Genomic DNA, 21,089 nt, shown 5'->3' with positions numbered 1-21,089 from the left:
TGGCGTGGCCTTTTCTGCTGGGGCCTTGTTACGCCGCTTGCACGGGTTTGTCAGCGGCCCTCGCAAGAGCGTGTGCAGGATCACAGCGACCCCGGCGGCGCAGTAGCCCGTCGCGCAGGCCCATCCGCATCAGGCGATAGTAGGTCCGGCGTTCCAGTCCCTGTGTATGACGGCCCCGGCGCCACCACATGACCGTGTAATAGGCCAATGCTGCGGGAAATACGATCGGGCCTGCCGCCTGCCGCGCGATGCTGACGCCGTTGCGGCAATGGTAATAGATTTTCCACAGCGGACGATAGACAAAGCCTTCGCCCAAGGTGCCGCAGTCGTGTTCGAATCGCACCGACGGCAGCAGCGCCATGGTGAACCCCGCGCGGCGCAGGCGCAGGGAATACAGCACGTCATCGCCGTAGATGAACAATCCGCCCTCGGGCAGGCCGATCTGGGCGATTGCATCACGGTGCACGAAATAGCCGACAAAGGACGCCACATCGAGCGGCAGGGCAGGGGCGTCGGGGGCAAAGGCCGCGTCGTCCACATGAAACCCGGTGCGCGATCCCATCACCAGCGTCTTGGCGAACAGGCCCGCGTTCCAGAACGGGTTGCGCGACGGTCGGTTCATTTCGCACAAGCTGCCGTTGGGGTAGAACACCGCCGCGGCGATACAGCCAAGGCGGGGGAAATCAGATTCCAACGTGGGTGTTTCGCGGCGAAACACCGCCAGCGCACCCGGGGCCGGGCGGGCGTCGTCATCCATCAGCACGACCCAGTCGGGGTTCAGCACGTCACGGGCATGGGCCATGCCAGCCTCAAAACCCCCGGCACCGCCGGTGTTGTCGTTCAGCCGGATCACATGCACCCGGTCACTGGCCTGACCCGGCAGCCAGTCCGGGGTCGCATCGGTGCAGGCATTGTCGACGACAACGATATGGTCGAGGTCTTCGGCCAGCAGACGGGTCAGGGTGATCTTGAGTTCGTCGAGCCGGTTGAAGGTGACGACAACGGCGCAGAGTTTCACAGTGGCGACTGGGAAAACAGCGGTGCTGGCGCACCTGCGGCATGAGCGGCTAGAAAGGCGTCGGCGGTGTCCAGCGCCTCGCGGATCGTGACATCCATATCCAGATAGCGATAGGTGCCCAGACGGCCCATAAAGGTCACGTTAGACACTGTTTTGGCCCGTTCGACGTAATCGGTCAGCAGGGCTTTTTCCTCGACCAGCCGGATCGGGTAATAGGGTGTGTCATCGGGCCCGCAGGGGCGGGCATATTCGCGGTAGAGCACTGTTTTATCGTGATTTTCCCAAGGCGAGAAATGCTTGTGTTCGGTAATGCGCGTGAACGGCACATCGGGGTCGGGATGGTTCATCACCGCACAGCCCTGCCAGTCGCCTTCGGCGCGGAAGGCTTCGAAATCCAGCGTGCGATAGCCCAGCCGACCCTGATCGTAGCCAAAGAACCCGTCCAATGGGCCGGACCAGAAGACATGATCCCAGTCGCCAGCGGTTTCAGGGTCGAAAACAGTCTCTAACTGGACGGTAATCAACGGATGATCGAGGATGTTTTCCACCAGTGCGGTGTAGCCATCTACAGGCATGCCCTGATATGGATGGGCGAAATAATTGTCGTCATAGTTGAACCGCAGCGGCAGGCGTTTCAGGATCGAGGCGGGCAGATTGGCGGGCGAGGTGCCCCATTGTTTTTCGGTATATCCCTTGAAAAACGCCTCATACAAATCGGGTCCGACAAAGGCGAGCGCCTGATCTTCAAAGGATTGGGGTTCCGCAATATCGGCGGTCAGGGTCGCCACGTGGGCGCGCATCTCGTCGGGGCGCAGGGCGGTGCCGAAGAACTGGTTCATCGTGTGCAGGTTGACGGGCAGGGTATAGACCTGACCCTTGTGGGCGGATTTCACCCGGTTCTTGTAGGGCACGAATGTGCCGAATTGCTGCACGTAGTCCCACACCTCATCGTCACCGGTGTGAAATATATGCGGGCCGTAGGTATGGACCATCACGCCTGTTTCGGGATCGCGCGCGGTGTGGCAGTTGCCTGCGACATGGGGGCGGGCATCGACGACGGTGCAGGCGTGCCCCGCCTCTGCCAGCTTGCGCGCGACGACGGCCCCCGAAAACCCTGCTCCAACCATGATCAGTCTCATTATCTGTACACCCGTGGGCGGCTATTTACCGGGCTGCTTTTAGCTTTATTTTGGTTGTGGGGTAAAGGGCACGGAACACGGTGGGAAACCCCGGCCCGGCCAATGGGCGATTGACCCTGTGGGGCAGGCTTGTATTTTGCGCCGGACTGCATCGGCGCCGACTCCCCCGGGGGGTATCCGGGCGGACAAGGGGAGACTGCCATGAATGCCATCATTCGCGCGGCTGTGATGACGGTGCTGTGCGCCGGTCTTGCGGCCTGCAACGCGCCGCGCGGGGCCGGTTTCCAGTCCGAAGTGCTGGCCGCCCGTGACACGCCCGTGGTGGAGGTCGATGGTGCCCCGGTCTATGATTTTTCCGTCTTCAGCGTGACGCGTAACAGTCTGCCGGTGCTGCAGGCCTGGCCGTCAAACAATACCGAACGTCTGCCGTGGATTGCCAATCAGGCGCAGCCGCAAAGCAGCATCATCACCGCAGGCGACACCCTGTCCATCACGATCTGGGACGCCGAAGAAAATTCACTGCTGACCGCCCCCGGCCAGCGGGTCGCGCAGTTGCAGAACGTCACCGTCGGGACCGACGGGCGCATTTTCCTGCCGTTCGTAGGCACCATGCGTGTCAGCGGCATGGCCCCCGATACCGCGCGCACGCGCATTCAGGAAATGCTGGTTGATACCGTGCCGTCCGCACAGGTCCAACTGCGGGTCGAACCGGGCCGCGCCAATACCGCCAATCTGGTGGCGGGTGTCCGTGCCCCCGGCGTCTATCCGCTGCCCGACCGCAATGTCAGCCTGCTGACCCTGATCGCCACGGGGGGCGGCGTGAACGATACGTTGCCCAATCCGCAGGTGCGTCTGTTCCGCGGCAACCGGTCCTATGGCATCGGGCTGAACCGCCTGTTCGACGATCCCGCACTGGATACCGTGGTGCAGGGCGGCGACCGGGTGCTGATCGAACCCGAAGAACGCTATTTCCTGTCGCTGGGGGCGACCACGGCGGAATCGCTGCACGTCTTTCCCAAGGATCAGGTCACGGCACTGGATGCGCTGGCCATCGTGGGCGGCGTGAACGATCTGCGTGCCAACCCGCAGGCCATTCTTATCCTGCGCGAGTATCCGGCATCTGCGACCGTGCAGGGCCCTGTCAGCGCTGCCGGTCCGCCGCAGGAACGGGTGGTGTTCACCATCGATCTGACCACGGCGGACGGGCTGTTCAGCGCGGGGAAATTCCAGGTGCAGAACGGCGATCTGGTCTATGCCACCGAAAGCCCGCTGGGGGCTGCGGCCACGGTCATCGGGTTGGCCTCTGCCACGCTGCGCCTGACAAATTGATGCGGATGCCGGCGCTGATGCCGGCATCGCGCGGTGATTGTCGCGCGTGTGCGAACAGTGTGTTGCAACCTTAACGCGCCTTAACCACAATTATGCCGAAGATCGGTCGCTGCCCCGCCCGGTTTGCGCTGTTGCCTGACGGTTCATTCTTTTCGTGACTGCCGCGAAACGTCTCCGAACCGAAGGCTGCCCCCGTCGTGTCATTAAACAGTAACGAGCAATACCTGTTGGAGCTGATCAACCGGGCCCGGCTGGACCCCGCGGCCGAGGCCGAGCGTCAGGGTCTGGACCTGAACGCAGGCCTGAAAGCCGGCACCATCGGCACCGATGCCAGACAGGCGCTGGCGCCCAATGCGATGCTGGAAGACGCCGCCGAAGGCCATAGCGTCTGGATGCTGGAAAACGATTCATTCAGCCACGGCGGGCAGAACGGGTCGAACGGCGGCGACCGGATGCGCGCCGAAGGCTACGATTTCACCGGGCATTGGTCCTGGCGTGAAAACCTGGCCTGGCGCGGGGTGACGGGCACATCGATCGACGTGGGTGCGGCGATCCTTGCCCATCACGAAGGGCTGTTTGGCAGTGAAACCCACCGGGTCAACACCTTTGCGCCGCAGCTGCGGGAAATCGGGATCGCGCAGGTCACAGGGCAATTCACCCACGACGGCATTGATTACGCGGCATCAATGATGACGCAGAATTTCGCAGTGGCGGGCACCGACGGCTTTGTCACCGGGGTGGCCTATGACGATCGCGACGGCAACCGCTTCTACAGTATCGGCGAGGGGGTGAAGGGCGTGGCGATCCACAGCGGCGCGGCCTCTGCCAGCACAACTGCGGCGGGCGGCTATGCGCTGGCGGTCACGCCGGGGTCTGCCACCGATGTCACGGTGATGGTCGATGATGCGGTGCTGGCGGAACTGGCAATCGATACCAGCCACGGCAATGTGAAACTGGACGTGGTGACCGATGGCGATGGCGATACGGTCCTGCTGCTGTCGGGGTCAGCCACGGTGATGTCCGGCCTGTCAGAGGTCCGCCTGCTGGGCGTCGCCGATCTGGACCTGACGGGCAGTGAAACAGGCGATTTCCTGATCGGGAATTCAGGGCAGAACCAGCTGACCGGTGGTGAAGGCCGCGACCGTCTGTCCGGAGAGGACGGCGACGATATCCTGACCGGGGGCGTGGGCCGCGACCGGCTGTCGGGCGGCGTGGGCGACGATACGCTTTACGGTGGCGGCGGGATGGACGTGCTGTATGGCGGGAAGGGTCACGACACGCTGTATGGTGGTGCGCATGACGACCGGCTGGTCGGCAATAACGGCAACGATCTGCTGTTTGGCGGGGACGGCGACGATTTCCTGATGGGCGGGGCCGGGGCTGATACCTTTGGCTTTAGCGCAGGCCTTGACCGGATCGCGGATTTCGAGGTCGGGATCGACCGGTTGCTGATCGCTGCGGGGTTGGCCGACGACGTGCAGGACGTGATCGACCGGGCCCGTGTCGTGGACGGCGATACAATCATCGATTTCGATCAGGGCAACATGCTGATCGTCGAAGGGCTGACCGACGTCACGGTGCTGGCGGACAATCTGGAATTTATGTAGGTCTGGCCGTTGCGCCCCCCGTGGCGGGGCGCGGCAACGGGCTGGCACATGACGACGGACGACACACATATCCTGATCCTGGGCGGCACTGGCAAGCTGGGCCGCGCGCTGACGCGTGTCTGGCCCGCAGGCCAGGCAGCGCTGTGGCAGCACCGTCCCGGTCGTGCGGCACCGGGGAATGCGGGGATCGTCTGGGATATCCTGAACGCCACCGCCCCATTGGACGATCTGCGCCGGGCGCGTATCGGCGGGATACTGGCGCTGGCGGGATACGCCGGCCCCGATCCTGACCGGTTGGGCGAAAACACAACGCTGGCGCTGGCCGCCGCCCGGTTGGGCGATGCGCTGTCCTGCCGGGTGCTGGTGGCGTCGTCGCAGGCGGTCTATGGCCCGCAACCCGGCCTGCTGCACGAAGGGTCCGTCTGCGCACCGCAGGGCGGTTATGGACAGGCCAAACGGGCGATGGAAAACGCACTTGCGGACCAGCCCCACGTTACCTTTCTGCGGATCGGCAATGTCGTGGGCTGCGACGCGCTGGCGGCGGGGATCGCCCGCGCGACGCTGGACGATCCCGTGGTGCTGGACCGTTTCGCGGACGGGCAGGGGCCGCGCCGCGCGATGATCGGGGCGGGCGATCTGGCCGCGATGCTGCCGCCGCTGTTTGCGGCCCCCGACCTGCCGCCCGTGTTGAACTTCGCGCGGGCGGGATCTGTGGGCATGGCCGATATTCTAACGGCGCTTGGCCAGCCGTTCGTCTGGCGCGATGCGGGGCCGGATGCGCTGCCTGATCTGCAGCTGGATGTGACCCTGTTACAGGGGTTTTGCCCCGTGCCGCCGGGTGATGCCGCAGCCCTTGCAGCCCAGGGGTGGCCCGCATGACGTCTGCGAAACGCCTGCTGGATCTGGTGTTGGCGCTGACGCTGGGGATGCTGCTGCTGCCGCTGATGATCGTGCTGGTGGCGGTCCTGCTGATCACCGAAGGACGGCCATTATTCTATGTCAGCGAACGGATGCGGAGCCCCCGGCAGGGGTTCGGGCTGATCAAGCTGCGCACCATGCCGGTGGGGTCCGACCGCGTCGGCGGTGTCACCGGCGGCGACAAGCAACGCCAGATGAGCCGGATGCACCGTCTGCTGCGCCGGTCCCGCGCGGATGAAATTCCGCAGCTTTGGAACGTGATCCGGGGCGATATGAGCCTTGTCGGGCCGCGCCCGCCGCTGCGCCGCTACGTCGCGGATTACCCCGAGCTTTATGCAGCCGTGCTGGCCTGCCGTCCGGGGATCACCGGGCTGGCAAGCCTTGTCTATCATGGTCACGAGGAACGTCTGCTGGCCGCCTCCACCACGCCCGAAGCCACCGAAGCCACCTATCGCAGGCGCTGCATTCCGCAAAAGGCGCGGCTGGACCTGATCTATGCCCGGCACCGGACATTGTGCTGGGATCTGGTGTTGATCGGACGGACGGCGGTCAAGCCGTTCAAATGAACACCAGCGCATCAGCACGTCCAGACTGCCGATGTCCAGCACCGTCAGCCGGGTGCCATCCCCGAAATCCAGCGTGGCGTCGGCCCCGGTCAGGGTGCCGTGCAGGAACATCAGATCGTTGCGACTGGTCCCGCCGCCCCACAGATCCGTTTCGATCATCAGGGTATCCAGCCCTGCGGTATAATCGGTGACGGTGGCCGCGCCCTGCCGGAACACAAAGGTATCGGCCCCCGCATCGCCTGTCAGAAGATTGACGCCGCTGCCGCCCTCCAGCCAGTCATCGCCCGCGCCGCCCGACAGGGTATCGTCGCCGTCGCCGCCCAGCAGCCTGTCGTCACCGTCACCGCCGGACAGGGTGTCATTGTCCGCACCACCGTAGATCCGGTCATCACCCGCGCCGCCATCCAGCAGGTCCGCGCCTGCGTCGCCGTGCAAGCTGTCGTGGCCTGCATCGCCTGTCAGGGTGTCGTCGCTATCGCCGCCATATAGCCAGTCGTTGCCCGCACCCCCGAAGAGATGGTCGCGGCCCGGATCGCCGTTCAGGGTATCGTCACCGTCGCCGCCCAGGATTGTGTCGTTGCCTGCCGATCCCAGCAGCCTGTCGTTATCTGTGCCGCCGTCGATCCAGTCGTCGCCGTCATTGCCAGAAATGATATCCTGGCCCGACCCGCCATGAAGCGCATCGTGACCCGCGCCGCCCGACACCGTATCGTCACCGCTGGCCCCATAGATCAGGTCACGCCCGCTGTTGCCGTAGATCAGGTCATTGCCGCTGTCGCCACTGATGCGGTCATCGCCTTGCCCGCCCGCAATCCGGTCATGGCCCGACCCGCCAAGGATGCGGTCATTCCCGAACCCGCCGTAAAGCCGGTCGTTCTGCGATCCGCCATACAGGGTGTCATCCCCGGACCCGCCAGCCAGGACGTCATGGCCCGACGTGCCATACATCAGATCGTTGCCTGACCCGCCGTTGAGGTAATCGTTCCCGCTTCCGCTGGACAGGCGATCGTGGCCCGACCCGCCGAACAGGCGGTCATGGCCGCTGCCACCATAGAGCCAGTCGCCGCTTGATCCACCATAGAGCCTGTCATTGGAACTGCCGCCCGACAACCAGTCGCCACCGGATGCGCCATGGATCCTGTCCGCGCCCGCGCCGCCGAACATCCGGTCACCGCCGGACGAGCCATAGAGCCGGTCGTTGCCGGACCCGCCATAGAGCACGTCGTCGTAACTGCCCCCCAACAGGACATCACTGCTTGACCCGCCATAAAGCCTGTCGCGGCCCGATCCATGAATGCGTGACAAGTTTCGATCAAATGCCGCACGGCTTTGATACAAGTTGTGTGCAAGGGTCATGCAAAGGTGCCGCCTGCGCCGTCTTGCGGTCACGAAAGGCAACAGACCCGTGCAAAACCGCACGCCGGGCGGGCTGCACCCTTGAAACAGGGGGCCGTGCGGGCCAAAGACAAAGACAGCGGCCCGGTGCGGGGCCGGACAAGGGAACGAACGGTAATGTATAGATGGGTCAGCATTCTGACGCGACGCACCAAGCGCGGTGTGCTGCTGTTCGTCGATATTGCCCTTATTCCGGTGGCGCTTGTGCTGGCCCTGACCCTGCAGGGCAATGCGCTGGTCGATCCTGGCACGCTGTCGCTGCACTGGCTGGCGCTGCCGGTGCTGATGGCGATCGGGGGGCTGTTGTCCAGCGTGCTGGGCCTGCCGCAGGTGCAGCTGAAATCCTATGAAAGCCACGCCATCGCCCTGACCGCAGGGCATGCGGTGCTGATGGGCGTGTCGGCGGCGGTGATCTATGACATGGCGGGGGTTGCAGCACCGCTGGCCAGCTTTATCAATTTCGCGCTGGTCTATTTCCTGATGTCGGTCGCCGCCCGGATCGCGATGCTGAACATCCTGCTGCATATCTATCGGCAGGGTCAGGATATCAGTCGCGTGCTGATCTATGGGGCCGGGCGGACGGGGCGGCAGCTGGCCGCGGCCCTGCGCGGGGATGAAACCGTATTTCCCGTGGCCTTTATCGACGACAACGTCAGCGTGCAGAACACGATTATTCAGGGGATCATGGTCTCGCCGCCCGTGGCGTTGAATGCGCTGGTGCGCGACCACAAGATCGACCGGGTGCTGCTGGCGATGCCATCGGCCCCGCGTGCGCGGGTGGCGCAGTTGTCGCGCCGTCTGGAAGACATGGGACTGGAAGTGCAGACGCTGCCGTCCTTTGCCCAGCTCACCGGGCGCGAGGCGCTGGTCGACCAGTTGCAGCCCGTGGTGCCGGGCCGGTTTCTGGGCCGCGCGGCGCTGGATGGATCGCTGCCGACCTCTGGTGTGACCTATCGTGGCCGGGTGGTGATGATCACCGGGGCGGGCGGGTCGATCGGGTCGGAACTGTGCCGCCAGTTGCTGACGCGCAAACCGTCCAAGATGGTCCTGTTCGAGGTCAGCGAGCTTGCGCTTTACACGCTGGATATGGAACTGCGCGCGCTGCTGCGCGACCAGACCATCGAAATCGTGCCGGTGCTGGGGTCGATCACCGACGAGGCGCTGTTGCTGCGCACCATGACGGGCCACGGCGTGCAGGTCGTGCTGCATGCCGCCGCCTATAAACACGTGCCGCTGGTCGAAGCCAATCCGCTGGTCGGCATGTCCAACAACGTGCTGGGCACGCAGGCGCTGGCGCAGGCGGCCCAGATGGCCGGTGTGGACCGGTTCATCCTGATTTCATCCGACAAGGCGGTGCGCCCGACCAATATCATGGGGGCCAGCAAACGGCTGGCGGAAATGGTGTTACAGGACATGGCCAGCCGGGCGGGCAATGGCGGGACGATTTTCACCATGGTCCGGTTCGGCAACGTGATGGGATCGTCAGGGTCGGTCATCCCGCTGTTTCAGGACCAGATCCAGAAAGGTGGCCCGGTCACGCTGACCCATGCGGACGTGACGCGGTTTTTCATGACGATCCCCGAAGCGGCGGCGCTGGTGCTGGTGGCGGGCGGTTTTGCGCAGGGCGGCGATGTCTTTGTGCTGGATATGGGCAAGCCGATCCGCATCTACGATCTGGCCCGCCAGATGATCGAAAGCGCGGGCTACCGCGTCATCGACGATGCCACCCCCGACGGCGATATCGAGATCAAGATCACCGGTCTGCGCCCCGGCGAGAAAATCTATGAAGAACTGCTGATCGGCGAAGGACAGCTGACCACGCCGCACCCCAAGATCCTGCAGGCCCGCGAGGCGCATCCGTCCGAAATCGAAGTCGCCGCAGCGCTTAAGGCGCTGCGCCGCGCGCTGGAGACCGCCGACGAAGACGCGCTGCGCGCGCTGGTCGCCCGCTGGGTCGAAGGCGGCGAACAGGTGCTGACGCCGCGCGTGCAGACAAAGACACCACAGGGATAGACCCGCCATGGCCCCGAAATTCGGCACCTCTGGCCTGCGTGGCCTTGTCGTGGACCTGACCCCTGATCTGGTGGCCGATCATGTGCACGCTTTTGTGGCGGCCTGCGATATGGGCACCGGGCTTTATGTCGGGCGCGACCTGCGTGACAGCGCGCCCGCGATTGCCGCAATGGTGGTTGATGCCGCCCGCGCCGAAGGGCTGGATGTGACCGATTGCGGTGCCGTGCCGACGCCTGCGCTGGCGCTTGCGGCGATGGGGGCGGGGGCTGCGGCGGTGATGGTCACTGGCAGTCATATTCCCGCCGACCGCAACGGGCTGAAATTCTATCTGCCCGGCGGCGAGATCGGCAAGACGGACGAAGCCGCGATCCTGTCGCATCTGGGCCGGGACAGTGCCGGGCTGACGGGGACGCTGACGGTCAACGACACCGCCGGGGCGGATTATGTGGCCCGCTATGTCACCGCCTACGGTGCGGCGCTGGCGGGACTGCGGATCGGGGTTTACAGCCATTCCGCCGTGGGGCGCGATCTGCTGCTGGCCGTGGTGACAGGATTGGGGGGCACCCCGATTGAGTTGGGCCGGTCCGATCATTTCATTCCCGTCGATACCGAAGCGGTCGATCCGGCGGTCGCGGCACAATTGCGCGACTGGGCCGCGGCGCAAACACTGGATGCCATCATTTCGACCGACGGTGACGGCGACCGGCCGCTGTTGGCGGACGGACAGGGACGGGTGATCCCCGGCGATATTCTGGGCCAGATCACCGGGACGGCGCTGGGGGCAGAGGTGGCAGCAACACCGGTGTCGTCCAACACCGGGGCGGAACGCGTGTTCGACCGTGTGATCCGCACGCGCATCGGGTCGCCCCATGTGATCGCGGGCATGGCGCAGGCACAGGGTCGCGTGATCGGATATGAAGCCAACGGCGGGTTCTTGCTGGGCTGGGATGCGGATGGGCCGGCGGGCGTGCTGCCCGCGCTGGCCACCCGTGACGCGGTGCTGCCGCTGGTGGCGCCATTGGCTGCTGCAGGGAATGCGGGCGGATTGGCAGCACTGGTGGCGCAACAGCCTGCCCGGTTCACCGCCGCCGACCGATTGCAGGGCGTGGCCACACAAACGTCGCTGGGGCTTGTCGCCAGACTAGAGACTGATCCGCAGGATAGAGCCACATTTCTGGCAGAGATCGACGGTATGGAACAGGCACTGGACCGCACCGACGGGCTACGGGTGACGCTGCAGGATGGCCGCATCGTGCATCTGCGTCCCTCTGGGAACGCGCCGGAACTGCGGCTTTATGTCGAAGCGGACAGCCCTGATGCCGCAGCTGTGACGCTGGAACGTTGCCTCGCACTCTTGCGTCGGACATTGGGCTGATTGATCTTGGACACCATGACCGAAACCAGCCTGCCCGAACCCAAGCTCAAGCCGCCGCGCTTTCAGGCGATCCGCGCCATCGTGGCGCTGATCCTGCGCGAGATGTCGTCGACCTATGGTGCGTCGCCGGGCGGCTATATCTGGGCTGTGCTGCAACCGGTGGGGATGCTGGCGCTGCTGTCGCTGGCGTTTTCGCTGATCGTGCGGGCGCCGTCGCTGGGCACCAGTTTCGTGCTGTTCTACGCCACGGGCTTTCTGCCATTCACGCTGTATTCAGAAATAGAAGGCAAGACCAGCGGTGCCATCCTCTATTCCAAGGCGTTGCTGGCCTATCCGCGGATGACATGGATCGACACGATCATCGCGCGCCTGATCCTGAACACGCTGACGCAGGCGGCGGTGTTCTGCATCGTGATTGCCGGTATCATTGTGATCTTTGAATTGCGCCTGACGATCACGGTGGGGCCGATCCTGATCGGGCTGGCCATGGCGATCCTGCTGGGGCTAGGCGTGGGGCTAATGAATGCGGTGCTGTTCGGACTTTTTCCGGTCTGGAAAACGATCTGGCGGATCATCACCCGCCCGTTGTTTCTTGCGTCCGGCATCTTCTTCATTCTCGAAGACATGCCGCCCTTTGTGCAGGAAATCCTGTGGTGGAACCCCCTGATGCACGTCAGCGGGTTGGTGCGTGTCGGGTTCTATTCGGTCTATCACCCCAACTACATCTCGTTGACCTATGGGTTTGGTCTGGCGCTGGTGCTGATCCTGCTGGGCCTGATCTTTTTGCGGGCGAACTATACCAAGGTGCTGGAAGCCCGCTGACATTCCTCAGTCCCAAGGAAAGACGAACAGTGTGCGGTCGGCGTCGCGTCGCAAGTAGCCTTCTTGCCATAGGATCAACTGGGCGATCTGGCTGTCGGTGCTGCCATCCGGGCGCAGGGCGATGCGCAGGTGTTCCGCCACGGCAGTGGGGTTGCGCGGAAAGCTGATGTTGGGCGTGCCGGTGGAACAGTCAAAGCTTTTGACTGGTGTGCGCCAGCCGCCGTAGTTTTCCGTCAGGTAGCGGTCGGCATCGGCAGGTCCACGTACCGACAGACCCGATATTGTGTAATCATCGAGCTCAAAGGCGCGGTTGTCCCAGCGATGTTTGGCCGAGCCATGCCAGCACAGATCGCCGTCAGGGTGGTGGACGAAGACGTCGAGCCCGATGCCGCTGACATGCATCACCCGATAAAGCGCGGGCAGTGGCGCGCCGCGCCATAACCCCTGTGCGTCACGGGTCAGGTTCAGATAGGCGCTGGCGTTGACATAGGCCAGATCGGGGCTGTTCGCGATCTGGGCGCGCAGCCGCGCTTCGTTGAAATCTGCGATGCCGATGCCGATGTCGATGTCGTAGTCATGGGCGAGAAACGCGCCTTCGCGCACGGCACCCAGAAAGGTGCCGGATATGACATACCAGGGCATGTCGATCTGGGACATCGCGACCAGTGCTGCACGGGCCTGATCCAACGTGAATTGTGGCGCGGATTTTCCACTGCGCTTTTTGGTGGTGTTGGGACGGGGCATATCGGCAACGAGCTGGCTGGCTAAAGTCTGAAAGCCCTGCATCAGGGTCTGTTGTGTGGCGGTGTCGCGGGCGTTGCGGATTCCGCGGGCCAACACGTAAAGCCGCGCCAGATCTGCGCGCTGCCCCTGCCGCTTGTCCAGCCAGCGCGCCATTATGGGCACGATGCCGGGTGACATTCCGGCGGTGGGATCGAACAGTGGCACGCTGCCAGGCCACAAGTGAGCGGTCCAGCCATGGGTCAGATACCAGCGCATCCGGTGCAGGCCGGTCATGATCCGGTCGCGGCGGCACAGCCCCGCCGCCTCTCGCGCCAGTCGGGGGTAGCCTGTCACGGTCAGCACCACCGTGCCCACCAGCCCGGCCATGGCATGGCGCAGGACTGCCCCGTGTGGGCGATGCAGCCAGCGCAGCGCGATGAACGTGAGTTGAACCGTCATCCCGTCTGTGTCGTATGAATATGCTTGATTGCGGTTGAGGAAATTCTCGGCGTGCGTGGCAAATAGACAACTCGACAAAGGTCGGAAAGGAAATCGAACCTGCCATCCCAATCGCTGCCCATGGTGAATACATCAATGGAGTGGGCAGCCACGTCGTGGCGTTTCTGTTCCCAAGTGTCTTCGGGAATAATCATGTTAACGCAGCGCAGTTCAGTCAGCAAAGCGTAGCGGGTTGCGTAATCGAAATGCGATGCCTTGCCTTTGGTCGCGTTGAAGTCATCCGACGACAGTGCCACGGTCAAATGATCACCAAGCGCCCTCGCGCGTTGCAACAGTAAGATATGACCATAGTGCAGGGTGTCGAACGTGCCGTATGTGATGACTTTGATCATGTATCGGTTCCTGTGGGACGCAGGCCCCAATTGGATATCGCGGTAGCATGGTGTGGGGTAGCGTTTCAAGCGGCAGGGCCGATGAGCATTAGGCGACGAAGCCCTTTCCCTATGGATACAAAGTGGCTTAAGGGTGCTTCTGGATTGCATGGCGTCGATCCTGACGCGATACGAGAGGCTCGCATGACACATCTAAAAGTAACAGGCGGTAAGCCGATTTCGGGGTCTGTAACCGTTTCGGGCAACAAGAACGCCTTGCTGCCAATGGTCTGCGCCAGCTTGCTGACCAATGATCTTATCACGGTATCAAACGCGCCAAAACTCTCCGATATCGCAAAGATTTCGCACATGTTTGCACAGATCGGGTCAACCGTCAGTCATGACGGCGCAACATTCACGGTGCAGCACCGCGCCGATGTCGACAATATTGCGCCAGAGGCGCTGCCCACTGGCATTCGGTCCGCTGTGTTACTGTTCGCGCCTGTATTGCACAAAACCGGACGTTTCGAGTTTTCCCAAGATGCCAAGGGTTGCGCGCTGGGTGTGCGTGAGATTGACCCGCATCTGGAAGTGCTGGAAAAATTCGGCTGTGGCGTGGCATACAATGGGACCTCTTGCGTACTGACATGCCCTGATGGGTTTATCGGCGCTGATGTATGGCAGGATTATCAGTCCGTCACCGCGACAGAGACATTCCTGATGGCTGCAGTTATGGCCAAGGGCAAGTCGCGGATGATCAACGCCGCGTGCGAACCACACGTGAAATACTTCTGCTTGTTTCTCAATGAAATGGGGGCCAAGATTACTGGTCTGGGCACCTCAATCTTGGAGGTTGAAGGCGTCGATGTATTGCACGGTGTCGATTTTCGTACACCTGATGATCATCACGAGGCTGCCACTTATGCCGCTATCGGTGCTGCAACGGGTGGCGTGCTGCGAGTCGTAACCGATATCGCCCCCGAGATGGTGCTGATTGTGCGTCAGTTCCAGAAGATTGGTCTGAACATCAAGATCACCGACACTGGGCTCATTACTGGCCCCAGCAGTTTCATCGTGGAAAAGGGATTTACCCCTGAAATCGTTACCAAGGTCGAAGCCGCACCATGGCCGTATTTCCCAGCCGATATCCTGCCGCAGATCATTGGCGCCTCGATCCGCTGCAAGGGTGAGATTCTATTTTGGAACAAAATCTACGAAGGCGCACTGTTCTGGACTTCCGAGTTGCAGAAATTCGGTGCCACGGCGCATCTGTCGGATCCGCACCGGTTGATGATTATTGGCACACAAACCTTGCGTCCGGCGGTGGTCGAGGCCCCCTATATCATCCGCGTCGTGCTGGGCCTGCTTATCGCGGCGTTGCAGATCGACGGTGAATCGCTGGTCCGCAATGCCGAACCGATTTCACGCGCGCATCCAGATTTTATCGAAAAGCTGCAAGGGTTAGGTGTGCGGATCGCCTGGATCGCCTGATTCAGTTCTTCTTTAACGGTTCTTGATCCAAGACAGGATCGTGATCAATCGAAGGCGCAGATCATGAGGTAGGTTCTGGCGGATCATATGACGCAGCCGCGCCTTGAACGGGCGACTAGGCGCAGCGGGCTTGCGCTGGACCACCTCATCGCGTGGATATAGCCGCGTGAAACATTGATCCATATAGGTCCGGTTGGGGTGGGTATGATCCGACGTCAGGGTTTCGTTTACGCAAAAGGTGTCCAGTCCTGTCCACTCCCGATTGAAGACTGCGCTGAACCGCGATTGAAATGTATCGGAGCCCAGATCGAAATAGGCGTAGCGGATCGCGCCCACGACGGAACGGCCTGTGTAGGCCGCGTAATGGGCGTATAGATGTCCCGCGATGGCGTGGTCATGTGTTGACCGGAAACGGTTTTTGATGGTCCTATCCCAAGCCTCTGGCAGGTCCTTCTGCATTTGTTCCATGACCGTCCGGTCGATCGCGATGGGGGTATGCTTGAACTTGCGAAAGGCGAACCGCCCGAACCGGTCGAGAAGCAGTTGGCGGTTGTTACGTGCGGCGGCGTTTACTGCACTTTCGCGGGGGCCGACCTTGGTATGGGGCGTGGAAACGGCCGAGGAATGGAACTGGTAGCTGCGCCCCAGCTCGTCAAAAAAATTGGATGCTGCAGTGGGCCTGCCAAAGAGCACGTCGTCGTTCAGGTAAAGATAATGCTGGCGCAGTCCGGGTATCTTGTGCAACTGCGCGCCGATGGCGTGGGAGTTGAACGTCGGCAGGCAGGCAGGATCGTCAAAGATCTGCGTGTGGTCCACGATCGTGACACGGTCCAGCAGGTCGCCCAAAATGCCGGGCACCTGATTATCGGTCACGATGTAGATTCGGCCTAGATCGCCGAAATAGCGCAATGCCGAGATCACGGAAAAGAGCAGCTCTGATCCGGAATCGAACCGAGCTGCGCTATTGGCTCCCAGTATCGTATCGTCATGGCTGATACCTGCCTTGCGCGCCTGCCATTTGGTATCGGCTCCATTGACCCAAGTGTAGACGAGGTCGACCTTGGTGCGGGCGGGATGGGTCTGCCAAATGGCGTGCGCGTTGCGCAGGATCGGCAGAGGCACGTCAAGATATGTGAACTCTTCCAGCGCATCCAGATAGGCCACATCTGCTTCGGATTCGATCCCGGCACGGGGTGCGCGCCAGGACTGATTTGTGTCTGACCAAATGCAGAATTCGATTTCCACGCCGCTGGTGACGCCATGAACGAGTGTGCCTTTATGGACATATTCGGTATAGACGACACCGGTAACGCCGATATCATCGCGTGGAATGAAAGTCTGGAGGCGGTTCTTTGATAGCATGCCTATGCCCAGACCCGCCGCTCTGAGTTGTGCGCTGAAGTCGGTCATTTGATGCAGATTGCCGCAGAACCAGATCACCGGACGCGGCGACAGAACCAGATCGGCGTAGATCACACGGCCACCGACCCTCTGCGCGGCAGTTTTGATCTGGGTAAGTAATCTAGCCTGAACGTCACGTACAGTTGGGCATGAATCGCGCCACGAGGCGGGGTCAGAACGGTCGCTGGTCATAGGCATCCACGCAGTATGTTGAAAAGATTTGAAGTTTGAACGGTCTTTGATCTGCTTGGAAGGCGGCGTTACTTTCAAGCGTTCCGACAGACCGCTTCAAACGTTTTGGCGGCAATCCCGATGTCGCGGCATAGCATCTACCTGATCACCCTTATTGCCTTGCTTGCCCTGCGCCGGATAAACGGGGCCAAGCGGGTAATCAACTTCGGATTGGATCCAGATTGATCCGGCGTCTGGCGTGTGACTGGTCCCATCGGGTAAATCTGACCAAAGACCGCGTCCATGTGGCGGCGATTGGTCTTTGTATGTCTGGTTCCAATGGATTCGTTCACACAGAACACATCCAGTCCGACCCAGTCTCTTGCAAGCACGGCATCAAAACGGCTTTTGAAATCGTGATACCCCAGATCGAAGTATCCGTAACGGATAGCTCCCGGCACAGATTGCCCGATGCAGGCCGTATAGTGGCAATATAGATGACCGATGATCGAATGATCCCGTTCCGATCGCAGCGCGTTGCCAACCGTTGCGGCCCAGACTTCTGGTAGATCTGCCTCCATCTGGTTCATAACGTCCCGGTCGATACCCATAGGGGTATGCTTGAACTTCTGGAACGCGAACACGTCAAAATGCTTCAACAAGATGTCCCGGTTGTTGCGTGCGGCTGCATCGGCTGCGCTGACAACGGATCCAGGGCAGGAGTGTGGTATCGCTGCGGCCGAAGAGGCAAACCTGAGACTACGACCGGTGGTGTCGAAAAAGGTCGAAGCGGAAGTTGGCCGTCCGAACAGCATGTCATCGTTTAGATACAGAAAACGGCGCCGTAGCCCGGGGATCCTGTGCAGATAGGCTTCTATGGCGTGCGAATTGAAGGTCGGAAGGTGAGCAGGATCATCAAAGATCTCTGTGTGGTCCACAATCGTGACGCGATCAGCAAGTGCGTCGGGAATGGAAGGGGTCTGTCGGTCGGTTACGATGTAGATATGGCCCAGATCACCGAAATAGCGCCACGCCGATATCAAAGAATACGAAAGTTCGGAACCAGATTCGAACCTTACGGCGGAATTGGCCTGCGCCATTACCGGGTCGGGGCTAACGGTGGCCTTGCGAGCCTGCCAAGCGGGGTCGTTTCCGTCAACCCAAGTATAGACAAGGTCAATCTTGTCGCGGGCCGGATGCCGGTCCCAGACAGCCTTGGCGTTGCGCAGGATCGGCAGAGTAGTCCCAAGATAGGTGAAATTGTCTAGTTCATCCAGATAGATAGGATCTGCAGAATGTTCGACGCCGGCACGCCCCGCATGCCATGCACTGATATCTTTGGACCACAGGCAGAATTCGAGTTCCACGCCACTGGTGGCACCGTGAACGACCACATCACCGTAAAGGTATTTTACGAACACCAGACCGGTGACCGGGGTGGTATCTGACAGCTCGAACCGTTTGACCCGTCGCCCCACGAGTTGCGCAAGCCAAAGTCCCGCTTCGCGCAGACCTGTGACGATCTGGGCCGCTTGATCGGGTGTTCCGCAAACCCAGAGGACGGGCCGTGGCGACAGGACCAAATCAGAAAAATATAACCGTGCATCCACATCGGCCACAATGTTCGCAATCTGTGCCAATATATTGGACTGCAGTTCGCGTAGGGTCGGGCAGGTATCGCTCTGCAGCTCGGGATAACGGCGATCGTCGATCATGGAGCCCTATACAGCAGTTCAAAACGGGGACAAGATTTGGTGAGAAGAACCTACCAACTCCACCGTAGCGATGCAACGTACGCTGCCGTCTCATGCCCGTGTGGGACATGAGACGGCCTTCAAAATTATCAAGGGCCGAGCGGATCTGGTGGGGATCGTGGGCAATGAGGTGGCGGTCTTTGAATACATCAGTGGTTTTTACAATTCATATCGACGCCATTCAGCATTGGGATGGAAAAGCCCGGTCGCCGTCGATCTGAATGAAACCCGCGTTGCACAGTTGAACGCGCGGCAAAGTCCGATCGTGGATGCACCCCAGCCGGATCATCGTGGGCGGGCAGGGCGATGCCGCGCGCCGCTTTGCCGATCTGCTGGTGCAGGGGGCGATCAAGAAAGACATCCCGGTCCTGTTCACCGATGCGGGCGAGGCGGAGGCGATCAAGCTGTTTGCCAATACCTATCTTGCGATGCGGGTAGCCTATTTCAACGAACTGGATAGCTATGCGCTGCTGCGCAGCATGGACAGCCGCCAGATCATCGAGGGTGTAAGCCTGGACCCGCGGATCGGGGAGCACTACAACAACCCGTCGTTCGGCTACGGCGGCTACTGCCTGCCCAAGGACACCAAGCAGTTGCTGGCCAATTACGCCGACGTGCCGCAGAACATGATGCAGGCGATTGTGGACGCCAACCGCACCCGCAAGGATGTGCTGTCCGACCGGATCGTCGCGATGAAACCTGCCTGCGTCGGCATCTACCGGCTGGTGATGAAGGCGGGTTCCGACAACTGGCGGCAATCATCCGTGCAGGGGATCATGAAGCGGATCAAGGCCAAGGGCATCACTGTCGTGGTTTACGAACCCGTGCTGGAAGACGACACCTTCTTTGGATCAGAGGTGATCCGCGATCTGGACACCTTTAGGGCGCGCAGCGACCTGATCGTCGCCAATCGCCTGACCGACGACATCGCGGATGTGGCGGACCGCGTGTTCACACGGGACCTGTTCGGGGCCGATTAAGATGCGTTGCCCTCAGCGGCGCTGCGCTGTCCGCGTCCTGACCAAAGACGCGGGCCCAGCCAACTTCGATGACGATCTGCATGGCGGCCTTGGCGGCGGATTCGTCCCGGGCAGCGATGGCGTCGGCGATGCGCTGGTGATCGTTGCAGATCTTGGTCTGCTGATTGGGTTTTGGTTCCGGAGAAGAGCGGCGCAGCAGCGACAGCAGGGCCGCACTGACCAGCGACACTACCGAAAAGAAGAATGCGTTGCCGGCGGCGTCGAAAATCGCCTTGTGAAATTCCAGATCGGCGAGCGAAAAGTCGGCTTCGCTGTCGGCCGCGCGCATCGCGGACACGCAGCCTTGGATGCGGGCGATATCGGCCGCACTCGCGCTTCGGGCGGCGAGGGCCGCGGCATGGGGTTCGAACGCCAGACGCATTTCGAAAAGCTGTTCGTAGAAACTGTCGCTGGGTTCGCCGTCAAGGTGCCAGCGCAGCACCTGGGCGTCGAACATGTTCCATTCGTGACGGGGTCGGATGCGGGTGCCGACCCGCGCCTTTGGCGACACCATGCCCTTGGCGGCCAGCGTCTTCATCGCTTCGCGCAGGACGGTGCGGGAAACGCCGAATTGTTCGGCCAGTTCCTCGTCCCGGGGCAGCAGATCGCCGGGGGGTGGTTGGCCTGCAACGATGGCCTGACCGATGCCTTCGACCACACGACCGTGACTTCCGCGACTTTCGCGCTGTCGCGGGTCAAACTGGTCGAAAATTTGCTTCATGTCAGGTTGGTGCGTTTCGCTGTCGTTGTCCCAAGGTCAGAAGACCTTTCTGAAGCAGAATAAACAGAAGTAAAAGCATCCCGATGACGATTTTCGTCCACCAGCTGGAAAGCGATCCGTCGAACACGATATAAGTCTGGATCAATCCCATGGTCAAAACGCCGATCAGTGTGCCAAAGACATAGCCCGACCCGCCGGTCAGGATCGTGCCGCCGATCACCACGGTGGCGATGGCGGTCAGTTCGGTGCCGACGGTCGCCAGCGGATAGCCCGAACTGGTGTAGACGGAAAACACGATTCCCGACAGACCGGCCATGAACCCTGAAAAGGCGTAGATCTGGACGGTGGTCAGACCCACAGACACACCCATCAGCCGGGCGGTCTGTTCGCCGCCGCCCAGGGCAAAGACCGATGTGCCAAAGCGGGTGCGGTGGGCGATGATCATGCCGGCAATCACCGTTAGCAGCATCACCGCGCCGATCAGCGTCAGGCGCCCGCCGCCGGGCATCCGGAAATAAGCGTCCAGCATGTCGTAAAATGGATGGTTGATCGGCACGCTGTCGATGGTCAACATGTAGGCGGCACCGCGCGCCAGAAACATCCCCGCCAAGGTCACGATGAAGGCGGGCATCGCCAGTCCGTGGATCAGCGCACCCATCGCCGCCCCGAATGCCGTGGTGATCGCCAGCAGCAGCGCAAAGACGATCAAGGGGTGCAGGCCTGTGTCCCGCAGCATCACGGCGACGAAGACGCCCGCAAAGGCGATAACCGATCCCACCGACAGATCGATGCCGCCC

General features: G+C 61.7%; 16 protein-coding genes and 3 pseudogenes. 10 read left to right on the top strand and 9 right to left on the bottom strand.

Annotation, left to right across the window (positions count from 1 at the left end; translation table 11 throughout):
- Nucleotides 1-28 precede the first annotated feature (28 nt).
- The gene (locus GZH79_RS05270; protein WP_211642703.1) at nucleotides 29-1,018 is read right to left on the bottom strand and encodes a glycosyltransferase; all 990 of its coding nucleotides are present in this window, start codon (nucleotides 1,016-1,018) and stop codon (nucleotides 29-31) included.
- Complete coding sequence (gene glf, locus GZH79_RS05265) at nucleotides 1,015-2,157, bottom strand: UDP-galactopyranose mutase (protein WP_211642701.1); 1,143 nt, start codon at nucleotides 2,155-2,157, stop codon at nucleotides 1,015-1,017. Before glf ends, GZH79_RS05270 begins: the two co-directional genes overlap by 4 nt.
- Before the next feature lie 201 nt (nucleotides 2,158-2,358).
- Between glf and GZH79_RS05260 the strand changes: the two genes are divergently transcribed.
- From GZH79_RS05260 to GZH79_RS18945, 4 genes are all read left to right on the top strand, one after another.
- Nucleotides 2,359-3,486: a polysaccharide biosynthesis/export family protein gene (locus GZH79_RS05260; protein ID WP_211642699.1), complete on the top strand. Its 1,128-nt coding sequence runs from the start codon at nucleotides 2,359-2,361 to the stop codon at nucleotides 3,484-3,486.
- 197 nt (nucleotides 3,487-3,683) lie between these two features.
- Nucleotides 3,684-5,093 carry a CAP domain-containing protein gene (locus GZH79_RS19300; RefSeq protein ID WP_211642698.1) on the top strand — a complete coding sequence of 470 codons (1,410 nt, stop codon included), beginning with the start codon at nucleotides 3,684-3,686 and terminating at the stop codon, nucleotides 5,091-5,093.
- Nucleotides 5,094-5,141: 48 nt separating this feature from the next.
- Entirely contained in the window at nucleotides 5,142-5,972 is an 831-nt protein-coding gene (locus tag GZH79_RS05250; protein ID WP_211642695.1) for an NAD-dependent epimerase/dehydratase family protein, read from the top strand.
- A complete protein-coding gene (locus GZH79_RS18945; RefSeq protein ID WP_249218999.1) occupies nucleotides 5,969-6,577 on the top strand; it encodes a sugar transferase in 609 nt (202 codons plus the stop codon). The genes GZH79_RS05250 and GZH79_RS18945 overlap by 4 nt, the downstream gene beginning before the upstream one ends.
- Before the next feature lie 231 nt (nucleotides 6,578-6,808).
- On the opposite strand, the pseudogene GZH79_RS18940 reads toward GZH79_RS18945, so the two are convergent.
- A pseudogene (locus tag GZH79_RS18940) lies at nucleotides 6,809-7,933 on the bottom strand (calcium-binding protein); the annotation flags it as partial.
- Nucleotides 7,934-8,089: 156 nt separating this feature from the next.
- On the opposite strand from GZH79_RS18940, the gene GZH79_RS05240 reads away from it, so the two are divergent.
- From GZH79_RS05240 to GZH79_RS05230, 3 genes are read left to right on the top strand one after another with little or no spacing between them, the layout of a single operon-like run.
- Nucleotides 8,090-9,985, top strand: coding sequence for a nucleoside-diphosphate sugar epimerase/dehydratase (locus tag GZH79_RS05240; protein WP_211642691.1), 1,896 nt, complete (start codon nucleotides 8,090-8,092; stop codon nucleotides 9,983-9,985).
- Between the two features lie 7 nt (nucleotides 9,986-9,992).
- On the top strand, nucleotides 9,993-11,360 hold the full coding sequence (locus tag GZH79_RS05235; protein ID WP_211642689.1) for a phosphomannomutase: 1,368 nt from the start codon (nucleotides 9,993-9,995) through the stop codon (nucleotides 11,358-11,360).
- Nucleotides 11,361-11,375: 15 nt separating this feature from the next.
- The gene (locus GZH79_RS05230; protein ID WP_211642687.1) at nucleotides 11,376-12,182 is read left to right on the top strand and encodes an ABC transporter permease; all 807 of its coding nucleotides are present in this window, start codon (nucleotides 11,376-11,378) and stop codon (nucleotides 12,180-12,182) included.
- A gap of 6 nt (nucleotides 12,183-12,188) precedes the next feature.
- Here GZH79_RS05230 and GZH79_RS05225 read toward each other — a convergent pair whose 3' ends face one another.
- On the bottom strand, nucleotides 12,189-13,364 hold the full coding sequence (locus GZH79_RS05225; protein WP_211642685.1) for a LicD family protein: 1,176 nt from the start codon (nucleotides 13,362-13,364) through the stop codon (nucleotides 12,189-12,191).
- Nucleotides 13,361-13,756, bottom strand: a complete 396-nt coding sequence (locus GZH79_RS05220) for an adenylyltransferase/cytidyltransferase family protein (RefSeq protein ID WP_211642683.1) — start codon at nucleotides 13,754-13,756, stop codon at nucleotides 13,361-13,363. The genes GZH79_RS05225 and GZH79_RS05220 overlap by 4 nt, the downstream gene beginning before the upstream one ends.
- Before the next feature lie 30 nt (nucleotides 13,757-13,786).
- Here GZH79_RS05220 and GZH79_RS05215 point away from each other — a divergent pair, with 30 nt between their 5' ends.
- Nucleotides 13,787-15,226, top strand: coding sequence for a UDP-N-acetylglucosamine 1-carboxyvinyltransferase (locus GZH79_RS05215; RefSeq protein WP_211642680.1), 1,440 nt, complete (start codon nucleotides 13,787-13,789; stop codon nucleotides 15,224-15,226).
- A gap of 12 nt (nucleotides 15,227-15,238) precedes the next feature.
- On the opposite strand, the gene GZH79_RS05210 is transcribed toward GZH79_RS05215, so the two are convergent.
- Nucleotides 15,239-16,702: a stealth conserved region 3 domain-containing protein gene (locus GZH79_RS05210; protein ID WP_211642676.1), complete on the bottom strand. Its 1,464-nt coding sequence runs from the start codon at nucleotides 16,700-16,702 to the stop codon at nucleotides 15,239-15,241.
- A gap of 254 nt (nucleotides 16,703-16,956) precedes the next feature.
- Nucleotides 16,957-18,513 carry a Stealth CR1 domain-containing protein gene (locus GZH79_RS05205; RefSeq protein WP_211642673.1) on the bottom strand — a complete coding sequence of 519 codons (1,557 nt, stop codon included), beginning with the start codon at nucleotides 18,511-18,513 and terminating at the stop codon, nucleotides 16,957-16,959.
- 109 nt (nucleotides 18,514-18,622) lie between these two features.
- Here GZH79_RS05205 and GZH79_RS18935 point away from each other — a divergent pair.
- Nucleotides 18,623-18,763: pseudogene (locus GZH79_RS18935) on the top strand (IS3 family transposase); the annotation flags it as partial.
- A 52-nt stretch (nucleotides 18,764-18,815) separates the two neighbouring features.
- Nucleotides 18,816-19,532 (top strand): annotated as a pseudogene (locus GZH79_RS05200) (UDP binding domain-containing protein); the annotation flags it as partial.
- Here the strand turns inward: GZH79_RS05200 and GZH79_RS05195 are convergent.
- Together GZH79_RS05195 and yjfF are read right to left on the bottom strand one after the other, a co-directional pair.
- A complete protein-coding gene (locus GZH79_RS05195) occupies nucleotides 19,504-20,292 on the bottom strand; it encodes a FadR/GntR family transcriptional regulator (protein ID WP_211642646.1) in 789 nt (262 codons plus the stop codon). The pseudogene GZH79_RS05200 and the gene GZH79_RS05195 sit on opposite strands and share 29 nt — an antisense overlap.
- A gap of 1 nt (nucleotide 20,293) precedes the next feature.
- Nucleotides 20,294-21,089: galactofuranose ABC transporter, permease protein YjfF (yjfF, locus tag GZH79_RS05190; RefSeq protein WP_249218995.1), on the bottom strand; the 796-nt coding region annotated here is incomplete at its 5' end.

The sequence above is a fragment of the Loktanella sp. SALINAS62 genome (assembly GCF_018263905.1).
GTDB lineage: Bacteria > Pseudomonadota > Alphaproteobacteria > Rhodobacterales > Rhodobacteraceae > Loktanella.
The sequence above is the reverse complement of the archived record's forward strand: the minus strand, read 5'-3'. Positions and strand labels throughout refer to the sequence as shown.

Bases quoted from the DNA above. Each gene is read 5' to 3' on its own strand.
- GZH79_RS05220 (WP_211642683.1), bottom strand. From the start codon at position 13,756: ATGATCAAAGTCATCACATACGGCACGTTCGACACCCTGCACTATGGT.
- GZH79_RS18945 (WP_249218999.1), top strand. From the start codon at position 5,969: ATGACGTCTGCGAAACGCCTGCTGGATCTGGTGTTGGCGCTGACGCTG.
- glf (WP_211642701.1), bottom strand. From the start codon at position 2,157: ATGAGACTGATCATGGTTGGAGCAGGGTTTTCGGGGGCCGTCGTCGCG.
- GZH79_RS05250 (WP_211642695.1), top strand. From the start codon at position 5,142: ATGACGACGGACGACACACATATCCTGATCCTGGGCGGCACTGGCAAG.
- GZH79_RS05225 (WP_211642685.1), bottom strand. From the start codon at position 13,364: ATGACGGTTCAACTCACGTTCATCGCGCTGCGCTGGCTGCATCGCCCA.
- GZH79_RS05205 (WP_211642673.1), bottom strand. From the start codon at position 18,513: ATGATCGACGATCGCCGTTATCCCGAGCTGCAGAGCGATACCTGCCCG.
- GZH79_RS05260 (WP_211642699.1), top strand. From the start codon at position 2,359: ATGAATGCCATCATTCGCGCGGCTGTGATGACGGTGCTGTGCGCCGGT.
- GZH79_RS05240 (WP_211642691.1), top strand. From the start codon at position 8,090: ATGTATAGATGGGTCAGCATTCTGACGCGACGCACCAAGCGCGGTGTG.
- GZH79_RS05195 (WP_211642646.1), bottom strand. From the start codon at position 20,292: ATGAAGCAAATTTTCGACCAGTTTGACCCGCGACAGCGCGAAAGTCGC.
- GZH79_RS05235 (WP_211642689.1), top strand. From the start codon at position 9,993: ATGGCCCCGAAATTCGGCACCTCTGGCCTGCGTGGCCTTGTCGTGGAC.
- GZH79_RS05230 (WP_211642687.1), top strand. From the start codon at position 11,376: ATGACCGAAACCAGCCTGCCCGAACCCAAGCTCAAGCCGCCGCGCTTT.